The 12869-nt window shown below is 70.8% G+C and carries 13 protein-coding genes; 7 read left to right on the top strand and 6 right to left on the bottom strand.

Going from position 1 to position 12869, the window contains the following annotated elements; genetic code table 11:
* Nucleotides 1-7 precede the first annotated feature (7 nt).
* Both AB0L64_RS39395 and AB0L64_RS39390 read left to right on the top strand, forming a co-directional pair.
* Complete coding sequence (locus AB0L64_RS39395) at nt 8-1027, top strand: glycosidase (protein ID WP_363718075.1); 1020 nt, start codon at nt 8-10, stop codon at nt 1025-1027.
* Nucleotides 1024-2919, top strand: coding sequence for a hypothetical protein (locus AB0L64_RS39390; protein WP_363718074.1), 1896 nt, complete (start codon nt 1024-1026; stop codon nt 2917-2919). The genes AB0L64_RS39395 and AB0L64_RS39390 overlap by 4 nt, the downstream gene beginning before the upstream one ends.
* On the opposite strand, the gene AB0L64_RS39385 is transcribed toward AB0L64_RS39390, so the two are convergent.
* Together AB0L64_RS39385 and AB0L64_RS39380 are read right to left on the bottom strand one after the other, a co-directional pair.
* Nucleotides 2900-3925 carry an aminoglycoside phosphotransferase gene (locus AB0L64_RS39385; protein ID WP_363718073.1) on the bottom strand — a complete coding sequence of 342 codons (1026 nt, stop codon included), beginning with the start codon at nt 3923-3925 and terminating at the stop codon, nt 2900-2902. The genes AB0L64_RS39390 and AB0L64_RS39385 overlap by 20 nt on opposite strands.
* Nucleotides 3926-3938: 13 nt before the next feature.
* Nucleotides 3939-4646 carry a helix-turn-helix domain-containing protein gene (locus AB0L64_RS39380; RefSeq protein ID WP_363718072.1) on the bottom strand — a complete coding sequence of 236 codons (708 nt, stop codon included), beginning with the start codon at nt 4644-4646 and terminating at the stop codon, nt 3939-3941.
* Nucleotides 4647-4712: 66 nt separating this feature from the next.
* On the opposite strand from AB0L64_RS39380, the gene AB0L64_RS39375 reads away from it, so the two are divergent.
* A complete protein-coding gene (locus AB0L64_RS39375; protein WP_363718071.1) occupies nt 4713-5117 on the top strand; it encodes a cupin domain-containing protein in 405 nt (134 codons plus the stop codon).
* Between the two features lies 1 nt (nt 5118).
* Here the strand turns inward: AB0L64_RS39375 and AB0L64_RS39370 are convergent, their stop codons facing one another.
* From AB0L64_RS39370 to AB0L64_RS39360, 3 genes are all read right to left on the bottom strand, one after another.
* Nucleotides 5119-6030: a VanW family protein gene (locus AB0L64_RS39370; RefSeq protein ID WP_363718070.1), complete on the bottom strand. Its 912-nt coding sequence runs from the start codon at nt 6028-6030 to the stop codon at nt 5119-5121.
* A 430-nt stretch (nt 6031-6460) separates the two neighbouring features.
* Complete coding sequence (locus AB0L64_RS39365) at nt 6461-7606, bottom strand: Rv3235 family protein (protein ID WP_363718069.1); 1146 nt, start codon at nt 7604-7606, stop codon at nt 6461-6463.
* A 1-nt stretch (nt 7607) separates the two neighbouring features.
* Nucleotides 7608-8852: a LysM peptidoglycan-binding domain-containing protein gene (locus tag AB0L64_RS39360; RefSeq protein WP_363718068.1), complete on the bottom strand. Its 1245-nt coding sequence runs from the start codon at nt 8850-8852 to the stop codon at nt 7608-7610.
* Between the two features lie 161 nt (nt 8853-9013).
* On the opposite strand from AB0L64_RS39360, the gene AB0L64_RS39355 reads away from it, so the two are divergent.
* The gene (locus AB0L64_RS39355) at nt 9014-9562 is read left to right on the top strand and encodes a hypothetical protein (protein WP_355696749.1); all 549 of its coding nucleotides are present in this window, start codon (nt 9014-9016) and stop codon (nt 9560-9562) included.
* Between the two features lie 41 nt (nt 9563-9603).
* Here the strand turns inward: AB0L64_RS39355 and AB0L64_RS39350 are convergent, their stop codons facing one another.
* A complete protein-coding gene (locus AB0L64_RS39350) occupies nt 9604-9852 on the bottom strand; it encodes a helix-turn-helix domain-containing protein (RefSeq protein ID WP_359935415.1) in 249 nt (82 codons plus the stop codon).
* A 166-nt stretch (nt 9853-10018) separates the two neighbouring features.
* Here AB0L64_RS39350 and AB0L64_RS39345 point away from each other — a divergent pair, with 166 nt between their 5' ends.
* The 3 genes from AB0L64_RS39345 (at nt 10019) to AB0L64_RS39335 (ending at nt 12820) form a co-directional block, all read left to right on the top strand.
* The gene (locus tag AB0L64_RS39345; RefSeq protein WP_359935417.1) at nt 10019-10678 is read left to right on the top strand and encodes an SAF domain-containing protein; all 660 of its coding nucleotides are present in this window, start codon (nt 10019-10021) and stop codon (nt 10676-10678) included.
* Entirely contained in the window at nt 10678-11955 is a 1278-nt protein-coding gene (locus tag AB0L64_RS39340; protein WP_363718067.1) for a hypothetical protein, read from the top strand. Before AB0L64_RS39345 ends, AB0L64_RS39340 begins: the two co-directional genes overlap by 1 nt.
* Before the next feature lie 70 nt (nt 11956-12025).
* Nucleotides 12026-12820 carry a DUF4097 family beta strand repeat-containing protein gene (locus AB0L64_RS39335; RefSeq protein WP_363718066.1) on the top strand — a complete coding sequence of 265 codons (795 nt, stop codon included), beginning with the start codon at nt 12026-12028 and terminating at the stop codon, nt 12818-12820.
* Nucleotides 12821-12869 lie beyond the last annotated feature (49 nt).

Here is a 12869-nt window from a genome sequence, read left to right as displayed (position 1 = left end):
AGTCCTGATGACGCCCGAGCCGGGCAACGAGTTCGAGGCGGAGGGGGTGCTGAACCCCGCCACCGGGCACACTCCCGACGGCCGGCTGTATCTGCTCCCACGGCTGGTTGCCAGCGGCAACATCTCTCGCGTCGGCCTGGCCGAGGTCGAGCTGACCGACGGCGTCCCGGTCGGCGTCCGGCGTGAAGGTGTCGTGCTCGCACCGGACGAAGGCTGGGAGCGCGGCAAGAACAACGCGGGCGTCGAGGACCCCCGTGTCACGTTCGTCCCGTCGCTCGGCCTGCACGTGATGACGTACGTCGCCTACGGTCCACTCGGGCCGAAGCCGGCCCTCGCGGTCTCGTCGGACCTGCGGGACTGGCGGCGGCTGGGGCCGCTGCACTTCGAGTACCAGCCGGATCTGGACACCGACCTGAACCTGTTCCCGAACAAGGACACTGTTTTCTTCCCTGAGCCGGTGCCCGGTCCGGACGGCGAACCGGCGTACGCGATGCTGCACCGGCCGATGTGGGACCTCGGCTGGTTCCGCGAGGGCGAGGGCGTCCACCTGCCGGCCGGAGTCACCGACGACCGCCCGGGGATCTGGGTCTCGTTCGTCCCGGTGTCGGCGGTCGAGCAGGACCTGCGCAACCTCGTCCACCTGCGGCAGCACCGGCTGGTCGCGATGTCGGAGTACCCCTTCGAGGAGCTGAAGATCGGCGCCGGGCCGGCGCCGCTGCGGATCCCCGAGGGCTGGCTGGTGATCCACCACGGCGTCACCGGCGAGCAGCCCGAAGGCTTCGACCCGACCACCCAGAAGGTCTGCTACGCAGCCGGCGCGCTCATCCTCGACGCCGCGGACGTGACCCGGGTGGTTGCCCGCAGCACCGAACCCCTGCTCGTCCCGGAAACCGAGGAGGAAAAAGTCGGAACGGTGGGGAACGTCGTTTTCCCGACCGCGATCGAGGAGGTCGACGGCGTGCGGTACGTCTTCTACGGCATGGCCGACGCCGCGATCGGCGTGGCCAGATTGGACCGCCTGCCATGAACCCGACCCGCCGCACCGTCCTCGGCGGAGCACTCGCGGTGGCCGCCGCCTCGGCGGTCACCGTCCCCGCTGCGGCCACGCCCACCCGCCTGTCCAACCTCGCCCACCTCGACTATCTCCGCACGTCGGTCTCACCGCCGCCCGCTGCCGGCCACACCACCTACGGCTCCGCTCCGCTCGGCGTGCTGTGGACGTACGCCGACCGCCAGGCCGACGGCTCCTACCAGCGGATCGGTGGCGGCACCTACGATCCCGCGACGAACACCTACGGGCAGGGCGCGTACAACGCGGACGACATCGCCCGGGCGGCCGTCGTCTACCTGCGGCACTGGACGCTGTTCCACCAAACGAGCTCGCTCCAGGCTGCCCGCGACCTGCTGCGAGCACTCGCTTTCCTGCAGTCGCCCAACGGAAACGTCGTTCTGTGGATGCAACCCGACGGCGCCCTGAACCCCAGCGCCGAACCGGTCGAGCTGCCCGATCCGTCCGACTCCGGCCCGTCGTACTGGCTGGCCCGCACGGTCTGGGCCCTGGGGGAGGGATACAGCGTTTTCCGCCGCACCGACCGGGCCTTCGCGGGCTTCCTCCGCGAACGGCTCGAGCTGGCGATCGCCGCGCTGGAGCGTCAGGTCCTGACCCGCTACGGCCAGTACAACCTGGTCGACGGCCGCAAGCTCCCTGCCTGGCTGATCGTGAACGGCGCCGACGCCACGTCCGAAGCGGTCCTCGGACTGTCGGCGTACATCGAGGCTGGCGGATCGCCGGGAGCGCGTCGAGCCCTGAGCCGCTTCGCCCAAGGCATCGCAGAGATGCAGGCCGGATCCACCCGCGAATGGCCGTTCCGGGCGATCCTCCCCTGGGGCGAGTCGATCTCGGACTGGCACGCGTGGGGCGCCCAGATGCCCTCGGCCCTGGCCGCAGCCGCTACCGCCCTTGGTGATCCCGGCCTGCTCACGGGGGCCATCGGCGACACGGCAGGCTTCACGCCGCTCCTGCTCACGGCAGGCGGCGCCGACAACGGCTGGCTACCAGTCCCGATCGACCGCACCCAGATCGCGTACGGCGTCGACGCGCGCCTGCAGGCACTGCTCGCGATCGACCGCCCCGGCCAGAAGCACCTCGCCGCCTTCGCCGCCGCCTGGTACTTCGGCGCCAATCGCGCCGCCGAACCGATGTACGACGCGGCCACCGGGCGCACGTACGACGGCATCTCCGGCGACGGCGTGATCAACCGCAACTCCGGCGCCGAGTCCACGATCCACGGCCAGCTCTCGATGCTCGCCCTCGAGGCCCATCCAGACGTCGCTCGCCTGTCGGGCGAAACGGAGTACGAGGGCCTGCACGTCGTCGAGGCGGAATCGGCCACCGGCGGCGCGGTCGTCACTCCACCTTCGGCCTGGACCGGGGAATCCCAGTGGAGCAACGGCGCCTACCTGTCCCTCGACGGTACGGCGACCTGGACGCTGCCGGCGTCGACGCACCCGCGACTGGTACTCCCGGTCGTCAACCTCGTCGACACACCCGACCCGGCGAAGACCACCTGGACGAGCGCTGGGCTGACGCTCGGTACGCTGACTCACAGCTGCGGCCCGCAAGGAATCTCCGCGGCACCCGGTGCTCTTCAGCCGCTGACACTCGCCAAACCGCTGCCTGCCACCGCGACCACGCTCAGCGCGCAGTCGACAGGCACGGCTCAGGTAGATGCAGTACTGCTGCTTCCGACCATCAGCAGCCTCAGGATCGGATCGGCGACGCTCCTGGTGAGCGTCGACACTCGTCCGCGGGTGGTCGGTGCCGGTAAGCGTGCGTACTCGTATGACTCCAGCGGCCGGCTGGTTGCCCGCGGCACTCCGCTCGTCGTACCGGATGGGTTCACCGTCGTGCTCGGCTGAGCGCCTCCGCACACCAGTCGGCCAGGTACAGCAGTGCTTGGCCGCGCTGGTGGAACAGATACCGGCTGTCGACCTGGCGGTGGTAGGCGTTGTGCGTCGCGTCCGAGGCGCGGCCGAGCAGGCCTGGCAGCAGCCACGCGTACTTCACGCCGGACGCCATCACCGCGAGCCGTACGTCGTCCGGGTCGCCGCGCCAGCCTGCCTCGTGCAAGCCGTCGAGGTAGTTGGCGATGCAGGTCTCGGCGAGCTCGGGCAGGCGCTCGACCGGCCAGAACAGGTCGAACACCGCGTCGGGGATGTAGTTGCCGATGTCCTCGCCGAGGGCCCCGTCGCCGAGGAACGACCAGTCGAACAGCGCGAGCTCGCCGGACGGTCGCTGGATCACGTTCGACACCCAGAAGTCGAGGTGGCAGCGGGCCCGCGGGAGGCTCGCGACCAGGTCGAGCAGGGCGTCGCGATGGACCAGCAGTCCGGTCCAGGCCTCGCGAAGTCTGGCCGGCCAGGTGTCGCGGATCAGCGGCTGCTGCCACGCGGCGTCGTCGGTCATCAGGTGCCACGGCACGTCGCGGGTCGTCGAGTAGTCGCGGAGGAAATCGATCGACGTCCACGGCCGCTCGGGCGCGGGGCGGGCCTGCCAGCGACCGCAGGCCCGGGCGAGCGCCGCATGCTCCGCGAGGCTGAAGTGCGTGCCCGGCGTACCGTCGATGTCTTCCATCAGCAGGACGGCGCCGTCCTGCTGGTCCTCGGTCTGCGCCGCGGGCAGCACCAGTCCGGCGTCGGCGAGCTGTTCGCGGAGCTCGTCGTCGCGATAGACCTCGAGCTCGCGGCGCCAGTAGTTCCAGTGCCGCGGGTCGGTCGACGCGGCCCACGGACCGGACGTGTCGGCGGGCCGCCGGAGCTCCTTGCGTACGGCGGTCCGGCCGTCGGCGTACGTCACCCGTTCGACGTTCGCCGTCACCGCGTTGAGCGGATTGTGCCGCAACGTCGTCGTACCGACTTCGGTCATGCAGAGCAGTGTCTCAGCCCAGCAGGATCTTCGGTGGCAGACCGGTGAGGGCTTTCACATCGCGGGAGAAGTGGGCCTGGTCGGCATACCCGGTGAGCACGGCGACGTCGGCGAGTGGGAGTCCGGTGCGGGCGTGGTCGAGGGCGACGTTCATCCACAGGACCCGGTCGAGCATCTTCGGCCCGTACCCGAAGGCGTCCAGGCAGCGGCGGTGCAGCTGCCGCTCGCTTAGGCCGATCGTCCCGGCCAGCCGGGCCACGCCGGCCGTGCCACGCAGCAGACCGCCGCGGACACTGCGCAGTACGTGCGTGGTGAGCCGGTCCGTCGGCTCCTCGAGCAGTCTCGCGACCTCGAGGTCGAGCGCTGTCGCGTGATCGGGGGCCGATCGGATCCGGTCCAGCAGGCGCCGGCTCCGGTTCGGCGACCACAGGTCGGCGAGGCGGACCCGCTGGTTCAGCAACTCGCGGGCTGGGACGCCGAGGAAGCCCGGCGCGGCACCCGGCGCGAACCGGATCCCGGCATACCGCGTGCCGCGCGGCGCGGCGCCTGTCCAGGCGCGGTTGTCCGGGCCGGCGACGATCAGGTCGTCGTCCATCAGCAGCAGGTCCATGCAGCCGTCGGGGAGGATCCGGTACTCACCGCCTTCCGCCGTCCGTGTCCACAGGTCGGCGCCGGCGATGCGCGCGGGGCGCTCCCGGTACGGCTCGACGGCCACAGTCACCTCTCCAGTCTGCAACGCGCCGCCGACAGTTTGGCGACGGCGTGTTCGGGCATCAGAGATGGTGTGATGCGTCGCGACGATCTGTCAGGGGTTCCGCTGCTCGGCCGTACGATCGCGCCCGAGGGGTCCGGTCTGGTGCTCGCCGAGTGGGAGGCCGACGGCCGGACGTCGGACGAGGTGGCGTGGCAGGCGCCGCTGCACGTCCACCACACCGACGACGAGGCCTGGTACGTGCTGTCCGGGACGATGCGGATGCGGATCGACGGCGAGGACTACGACGTACCGGCCGGATCGGGGATCATCGGGCCGCGCGGGGTGCCGCACACGTTCGGGAACCCGCGCGAGGAGCCGGCGCGGTACGTGCTGGTGATGTCTGCGACCACGCACGCGATGCTGCGCGAGCTGCACGGCGGGTTCTCCGGCGACGTCGCGGCGCTGTTCGAGAAGTACGGGTGTGCGTTGCTCGAGTGATTCAGACCAGGACGTCCAGGACCGGTACGTCGACCGGCAGGTACTTGACCAGGGCAACGTTCTCGCGGACCAGCTCGTCGCGGACCGCCGTCCCCGTGCGCCGGTCGATGACGGTGCGCCAGATCTCGTTGCGGCGGAAGTACTCCGCGCCGACCCGGAGGAACCGCTCGTCCTTGGCGAACACCCGGTACGACGACGCGGCCGGGACGTCGGCCAGGATCTCGCCCTCCAGGTAGCGGTCGCCGACGCCGACCCGCAGCTGGAACGTCTGGTCGGTGTCGTTGCGGAACTGCAGATCCACGTAGTTGTAGACGATGCTGCAGCCCACGCCCCACGGCAGCACCCGGCCGTTGTCGGGGAACGGGTCGAAGCTGTGCGTGGACCGTTGCGTCACGGTCAACGGCGAATGCAGGACCATCCAGTGCAGCAGGTTCGCGAGCTGGCAGATGCCACCGCCGATCCCCGGCTTGGCCTCGCCGTTCGACAGCCGCATGCCTTTCAGATAACCCTTGCGACGGGTCGCGTTGCCGACAACCTTGTTGAACGAGAACGTCTCGCCGGGGCGGATCAACAGGCCGTCGACTTGTGCGCAGGCGAGCTTCAGGTTCGCGACCTTGTTGTGCTGCATCCACATCTCGGTCTCGCCGAGCTGTCGCAGCAGCAACGACTTGTGCCGCTTGATCCGCACCGGCAGGTCTTTCACGCCGTGCGTTGCGGCGTACGGCGTGCTGGACGTCATCCAGTCCAGGCGCTTCACGGCGCGGTGGTACCGCACGGCCAACGGGTACAGCAGACGCACGCGCTCACTCCAGCGCCGCCGCCGTACCGCCGGGAGAATGCGCGCCTGCTCGGCCACACTCAACTCCCGCACACCGACCTGCCACGCCGACGTGGCGGTTGTGCTCTCCGACATCCTCGTTCCCCCGAACCCAGACGATCCCGGCCACCGTACGTCGCCGGGACTCCAACCACATGACAGAACCACCACAATCAAATTGCGCCCGGTATGACGCAGGGGTGGAGCCGCGAGTTCAGCCGACTTTCGCACGCCCGATCCCAAGCTCGACGGCCAGCCTGATGCAGACCCAGCGGTTGCGGCGAAGCTCGGAGCGGAGGGCAATCGCGCGGGAGCGGCTGCCGCGGACCTCATCCGACTTTCGCGCGACTGGTCGGTCCCGCTCGACGGTGAGCCGGCCGGTGCACACCCAGCGGTCGCGGCGAACTTCCAGGCGTCAGGCGAGCATGCGTTGGCGGTCGCCGTGAAGTTCAGTCGACGGCGCGCGGGCAGCTGCCCGTTGGGGTCAGTCGACCTTCGCGAAGGTGGTCGGCCACGCATGCTCGAGTCAGCCGAGTTCGAGGGCGGTGCAGACCCAGCGGTTGCGGCGGACTTCCAGGCGGAAGGCGACTGCGCGGGAGCGGCTGCCGTGGCGTACGTGTGCGGCGACCTCGGCGATGAACGGCTCCGGCATGAACACCCGCACCGAGCGCACGACGCTCTTCTCCTTCGCCCCGCGGGTGCCGGCCGTCGAGTTCATCCCCAGGAGCCGCACCCGCCGGTTCAGTTCCATGAAGACCGCATCGTCGGCGAACCGCACAAGCTGCGAGATCGGCCGGTCCCCGGCCAGCACCTCGGAAATCGCCTGGGCCAGCCGGGCACTCCAAGCCCGCACCTCCGGCAGCCGAAGCGCCTCCCTCCCCGGAACCCCGCCCGGCCGCGCGACCTTGGCGCCGGTTTCCTTGGCGCCGGTCGTGGCGGGTGTCTTGCGGGCAGTCGTGCCGGCTGTCGTCTCGGCTGCGGTTGTCTCGGCGGTTGTCTCGGTGGCTGTCTTGACGGCGGCTGTCTTGACGGAGGTTGTCTTGGCTGCCGTTGCCTTGGCACCGGCTGGCGCGCCGGCGGTTGCCTTGAGCGGCGCCTGGGCCCCGTCAGGTTGCCCAGGCGCCGCGACCGCGTGCGTGGCGCCAGCAGCTTCCGGCACCACGCTGAGCTTCCGGTCCTTCCCTCGCGCACCGGCGACGCTCGGCGCGTCTGCGTCGCGCGGCTCATCTGAGACCGGGGTGGATGCGATGCCCAGCCGCCGTACGGCCTCCAGGCGCAGCGCGAGAGCCCCGTCCGTCAACTGATCGGCGTACCGCGTCGTGGCCGGCACGCCGTGCGCGTCGCCGCCGACCGACGCCAGCCGAGGACGGCCGACCTCGGCAAGCATCTGCCGAGCGTCCCCGGCGGTTCCCACGGCGGCCGGCGCGCCGACCCGCGCGGGCCGCGCTGTCGGCGTGGTTGAGGTGGTCGGCGTGGTTGGGGTGACGGCCATCTGAACCTCCGGTGTGTCCGGGCGGGTGAGCGTCGGGTCTTGGCGAGCGCCTGCGGTGCCGGTGGTGCCTGCGGTGTCGGTGGTGTCCGTCGTGGGGGTGGGGACGGCGGTTAGGGGAGCAGCGGGGCGTACGTCGTCCAGGGGGAGGTCTTCCGGCTGGAGGTTGTGGGGCTGGCTCATGTCACTGCTCCTGGTGATGGGGCGGGAGGTGGTCGCCGGTCGGCGTGGGTGGGATGCGGAGGACCTGCCCGGGGTAGATGAGGTCGGGGTCGTTCCCGATCACGTGGCGGTTCGCGGCGTACCATGCCGGCCAGCGTGCGGCGATCGCTTCCGCCGTCGCGTCTGGCCCGAGTTCGCGGGCGGCGAGTTTCCAGAGCGAGTCGCCTTCCCGTACGACGACGCGTACCGGGACGGTCGGTCGCAGTTCGGTGTACCGGGTGGGCGCGCCGTCGGCCGGCCGATCCGGTACTCCCACCCGCGACCCGCCCGTCGGCCGCTCGGTCCTGCCCGGCTTCTGCGTCGTGCTGCTGGAGTTGCCGGGATCGACGGGGCGGTTCGGGGTGGGGTCGTCCGGCGGGGTGGGGGTGGAGCTCAGGCGGACTCCGGACGGCGGTTCGGTCGCGTGGCGGTCGGTGTGAGCCTGATCGGAACTACCGAGCTCGACGGTCGAGCGTGGCTCCGTGGCTCGGAAGTCGTCGGCGGAGTCGTCGGCTGTGGTGTTGCTGGTGCTCGTGCGGTGGGTGCCGGCGTCCGCCCCGAGCTGCACGGTCGAGGCAGGCTCGGTGGCGCGGTAGTTGTCGGTGGCCTGGTCGGCTGCGGTGCTGCCGGTGTTCGTGTGGTGGGTGTTGGTGTCCGGTCCGAGTTGGACGGTGGAGGCGCGTTCGGTGGCGCGGTAGTCGGTGTTGGCCTGACCTGAGCTACCGAGCTCGACGGTCGAGCGTGGCTCCGTGGCGCGGTCGTTGTCGGCGCTGGTGCGGTGGGTGCTGGTGTCCGGTCCGAGGTGGACGGACGAGGCGCTTTCGGTGGTGCGGAAGTTTGCGGCGGGCTGGGTCCATTGGTGGACGTGGGCGGTGTCGTTGGGGGCGGCTTGCGCTACGCCGACGGTGAGCGGGGTGACGGCTGCTACGCCGAGGCCGGAGCGCAGGAGGGTCCGGGCGGTTTTGGTGGTGATCCGGCCGGCTACGGCGCCGGACAGGGTGCCGATCGTGCCGGGGATCTGTTCGAGGACGGTGAGCAGCACGGCCAGCACCAGCCAGCCGTACGCGATCCAGGCGATCGTGCCGACCGCTAGGACGGTCAGCGAATCCAGGTCGTACGTCCGCAGGCCGGTGATCGAGCCCGCGGTGATCCACCGCAGCAGGAGACCGACGCCGGCCAGCGCGACGATCGCGAGCGTGCCTTTGACCACCCGGATCATCGCGTTCATCCCGCTTCGCTCCCAACCTATGAGTTTGCGTTAGTTTGCTTGGGCTTGACCACTATAGACCGGTTCTACGTCGGCTTTGCAAGTCCTTAACCCACGCAGCGTCGGTTTCCACTGCGGACAGTGACGGCCGGGCGGCACCCGCGACCGGTAGGTTCACGGTCATGCGGTGGGATGCGTTGTTCGCGGACCTGGAGTCGCAGTTCGAGGCGCTCCAGGACAGTGACCTGTACGGCGAAGTGGCCGATCGGATCCGGGCCGAGGTCGGGAAGATCACCGTGCTCGACCGACTCCGCGGCGCGGTGGACACCGTCGTCCGCGTCGAGCTGAACGACGCCGACCCGGTGCGCGGACAGCTCAGCCGGGTCGGGAAGGACTGCCTGCTGATCGAGACCGAGCGCTACGAGGAGTGGCTGATCCCGGTCGACGCGCTGATCGCGGTCCACCGGCTCGGACCGTGGGCGGAGCCGGCGGTCGGGGCCGTCGAGGGCAAGCTCGGTCTCGCGCACCTGCTGCGGGGAATCGCCCGGGATCGCTCACCGGTCACGCTCTTCTGCAGCGGCGGGGGTCCGGTCACCGGCACCATCGACCGCGTCGGCGCCGACTTCCTGGAGATCGCCGAGCACCCGCTCGACGCACCGCGGCGGCGCACCGAGGTCTACAACGTCCGCCTGGTCCCCACCCAGGCCCTCCGAGCCCTCCGCCGCCGCTGACTCTCGTCGCCCCCGGCGCCAGCCCGCCGGGAGAGCTCGGGTCAGAGGTGGGCGTCCTCCGTGGCGTCGGCTTCCTCGCCGAACGGATGGGTGTCGATGAACTGCTTGGTCTCGGTGTAGAGCCGCTCGATGTACTTCTCGAGCTCGGTGGCCTCGACGCGCCACTGCCCGCGGCCACCGATCTTCACCGCCGGGATGTCGCCGCGCCGGACCAGCGCGTAGACCTGGTTCGCGGAGATGTTCAGGACCTCGGCGACGTCGGCGAGCTGGAGGAATCGCGGTCCCGGCATCGTCGTCTCCTTCGGATAGTGGCTGGTTCCTTCAGTTTGCCACGGTTGGCGAACGGATGACCGAGTTTGTCCCCAGGCTGTGACAGCCTGTGGATGACCGTTCACCGTGCGATCGGCGACCAGGCAGAATGTCGGCCGACACCGATCCACCGACTGGGGAGACGACGTGGTCGAGACAGCAGTGCGAAGTGGCTTCGGGGCGCCGTCCGCCCCGGCCCAGCGCAACCGCAAGGCGCGCTGGAAGGACGGCCGCCTGGTGCTCGGCGTGCTGCTGGTCGCCGTCACCGCGCTGGCCGGCGCCAAACTGCTGTCGTCCGCCGATGACACCACGACGATCTGGGCGGCCAAGCACGAGCTGAAGACCGGCACCCCGCTGACCGACGACGACCTGACGACGGTCCGGGTCCGGTTCACCAGCGGCGACGACTCCAAGCGCTATCTGTCGGCCGACGCTGACCTGAAGGGCCTCGTCGTCGGTCGCACGGTCGGCCAGGGCGAGTTCGTGCCGAAGGACGCCGCCGTTACCGCGTCCGACCAGGACCGCACCGAGTTCCCGCTCTCGGTGGCCTCCGGCCGCCTGCCGTCCGACACCGCGCCGGGCGACGTGGTCGACGTCTGGGTGGTGCCGAAGACCGAAGGACAGCCCGCGCGGCCGCTGTGGAGCAGCGTTCGCGTGCTGCAGATCGACTCGGTGAAAGGGGTCGCGGGCAGCACGGCGCGCCGGCAGGTGACGATCGCGCTCGCCTCGACCGACCTGCCACGCATCCCGGCCGCCCTCACCGCGATCAGCGCGGGCGAGCCGACCCTGGTCCGGAAGGACGGCTGATGTCGGTCCCAGTCCTGCTGGCCGTCACGGGGGCGCCGTGGGAGGCCGACGTCGTCCGGCGTACCGAGCGAGCGCCCGGGATCCGCGTCGTCCGGCGCTGCGTCGACATCGCGGACGTGATGGCGGCCGCCGCGAGCGGTCAGGCCCGTGCCGTCCTGCTCGCCGACGCGCTGCCGCGGTTGTCGTCCGACGCGGTCGCCGCGCTGCACGCCCGCGGCATCGCCGTGCTCGCCCTGGTCGACCCGACCGAGACCGGCGCGCCGTTCGGCGCCGAGGACCGGCTCAGCCGGATGGGGATCGAGCGGATCCTACCGGCCGACGTGAGCCCGGCGGACCTCGGCCGCGCGGTGGCCGACGCGGTCGAGTCCGGCCCTCCGATCACGAGCTCGCACTTCGCGGGCGGTTTCGTGCCGCTCACCCCGGAGGCCGCGGCCAACCCGCAACCGCCCGCCTTCCCGCAGGGCACCGGCCGGCTGGTCGCGGTCTGGGGCCCGACCGGCGCGCCGGGCCGGACGACCGTCGCGGTGAACCTGGCCTGCGAGCTGGCGGTGCGCCGCGTGCCGACTCTCCTCGCCGACGTCGACGTGTACGGCGGGACCGTGGCCCAGATGCTCGGCATGCTCGACGAGACCTCCGGCCTGGCCGCCGCGGCGCGCTCGGCGTCGAACGGTTCGCTCGACGTGACGACGCTCGCGCGGCACGCCCGCGAGCTGAACCCGCACCTGCTCGTCCTGACCGGACTCAGCCGCGCGGACCGCTGGACCGAGCTGCGGCCCGCGGCCGTCGAGGCGATCTGGTCGACGGCGCGCTCGCTGGCGCCGATCACGGTGATCGACGCCGGGTTCTGTGTCGAGACCGACGAGGAGATCTCGTTCGACTCGCTGGCGCCGCGCCGCAACGGGGCGACCATCGCCACGCTCGAGGAGGCCGACGAGGTCGTCGTGGTCGGTACGGCGGACCCGGTCGGACTGACCCGCCTGATCCGCGCGGTCCACGAGTTGCGCGCCGTCGTACCGTCCGTCACCACCCGCGTCGTGGTGAACCGGCTGCGGTCCGGTTCGCTCGGCGGATCGCCCGCCGACGCGGCCCTGGACGCGCTGCGGCAGTATGCCGGTGTCGACCGCGCCGCCCTTTTGCCGTACGACCTAGGTGCGGTGGACACCGCCGTGGCGCACGGGCGCAGCCTGTCCGAGGCCGCCAGGTCGAGCAAGCTCCGCAAGGCGTTCCAGCAGCTCGCCGGCGCGGTGGCCGACGACCTGCATTCGGTCCCCGCCTGACCGCTCACTCAGGGATGATTCGGGGGACAACCCCACCGACAGCGGGGCCGCGATGTGCCAGGGTTGGGGCATGTCCGATGTCCAAGGCCGACCGCGGAGCTCGATGAGCGTCGAGCGGCGGTACGGGATCGCCATCTCCGTCGCACTCATCCTCGGCGGGGTGTACTGGGCGCTCACCGGCCTGACCGAGGGCACCAAGAGCAGCCAGAGCAGCTATCCGGTGCAGGGCGGGGCGCTGCTGGTGAAGGGCAGCTCGGCGTCGATCGAGGTGCGGCCTGGCGACGGCACCGAGGTGCGGGTCGACCGCCAGTCGGAGCGGAACGTGTTCGGCTCGGACCCGAAGGAGAGGTACGACCAGGGCGACGGCAAGCTCGAGCTGGACAGCGGCGGGTGCGGGTTCCTGTCGTTCGGGTGCAAGACGAGCTACGTGCTGACGGTGCCGCGGGACGTGAAGCTGACGGTCGAGAACAGCAGCGGCAAGGTGACCGTCGCCGGGATCGAAGTCGGGGCCGTGCTGAAGACGAGCTCGGCCGACATCGAGGTGCACGACGTCGGCGGACCGCTGGAGCTCCGGTCGAGCTCGGGCGACGTCGAGGGCGACGGTCTGACTGCGACGTCGGTGACGACCCACAGCAGCTCCGGCAGCGTCGCGCTGGACTTCACCGTCGCCCCGCAGACGGTCGACGCGAAGACGAGCTCGGGTGACGTCGACATCCGGATCCCGTCCGGCACCGAGTCGTACAAGGTCGACACCGACACGTCCTCGGGTGACGAGTCGGCGAACGTGAAGATCGATCCGAACGCCACCCGGACGATCCGGGCGAAGACCTCCTCGGGCGATGTGAGCATCGAGTACAGCCACTGAACCACAACCATTGAACACGGGGCGTGAGGGCGAGGGCCGGGAGGGTGAG

It is taken from the genome of Kribbella sp. NPDC051936 (genome assembly GCF_040680955.1).
GTDB lineage: Bacteria > Actinomycetota > Actinomycetes > Propionibacteriales > Kribbellaceae > Kribbella.
Note: the sequence above shows the minus strand (reverse complement) of the source record. Positions and strands in the feature narration are given on the sequence as shown.

Coding starts and splice junctions, on each gene's coding strand:
- AB0L64_RS39395 (WP_363718075.1), top strand. CDS start 8: ATGACGCCCGAGCCGGGCAACGAGTTCGAGGCGGAGGGGGTGCTGAAC.
- AB0L64_RS39390 (WP_363718074.1), top strand. CDS start 1,024: ATGAACCCGACCCGCCGCACCGTCCTCGGCGGAGCACTCGCGGTGGCC.
- AB0L64_RS39385 (WP_363718073.1), bottom strand. CDS start 3,925: ATGACCGAAGTCGGTACGACGACGTTGCGGCACAATCCGCTCAACGCG.
- AB0L64_RS39375 (WP_363718071.1), top strand. CDS start 4,713: ATGCGTCGCGACGATCTGTCAGGGGTTCCGCTGCTCGGCCGTACGATC.
- AB0L64_RS39370 (WP_363718070.1), bottom strand. CDS start 6,030: ATGTCGGAGAGCACAACCGCCACGTCGGCGTGGCAGGTCGGTGTGCGG.
- AB0L64_RS39365 (WP_363718069.1), bottom strand. CDS start 7,606: ATGAGCCAGCCCCACAACCTCCAGCCGGAAGACCTCCCCCTGGACGAC.
- AB0L64_RS39360 (WP_363718068.1), bottom strand. CDS start 8,852: ATGAACGCGATGATCCGGGTGGTCAAAGGCACGCTCGCGATCGTCGCG.
- AB0L64_RS39355 (WP_355696749.1), top strand. CDS start 9,014: ATGCGGTGGGATGCGTTGTTCGCGGACCTGGAGTCGCAGTTCGAGGCG.
- AB0L64_RS39350 (WP_359935415.1), bottom strand. CDS start 9,852: ATGCCGGGACCGCGATTCCTCCAGCTCGCCGACGTCGCCGAGGTCCTG.
- AB0L64_RS39340 (WP_363718067.1), top strand. CDS start 10,678: ATGTCGGTCCCAGTCCTGCTGGCCGTCACGGGGGCGCCGTGGGAGGCC.
- AB0L64_RS39335 (WP_363718066.1), top strand. CDS start 12,026: ATGTCCGATGTCCAAGGCCGACCGCGGAGCTCGATGAGCGTCGAGCGG.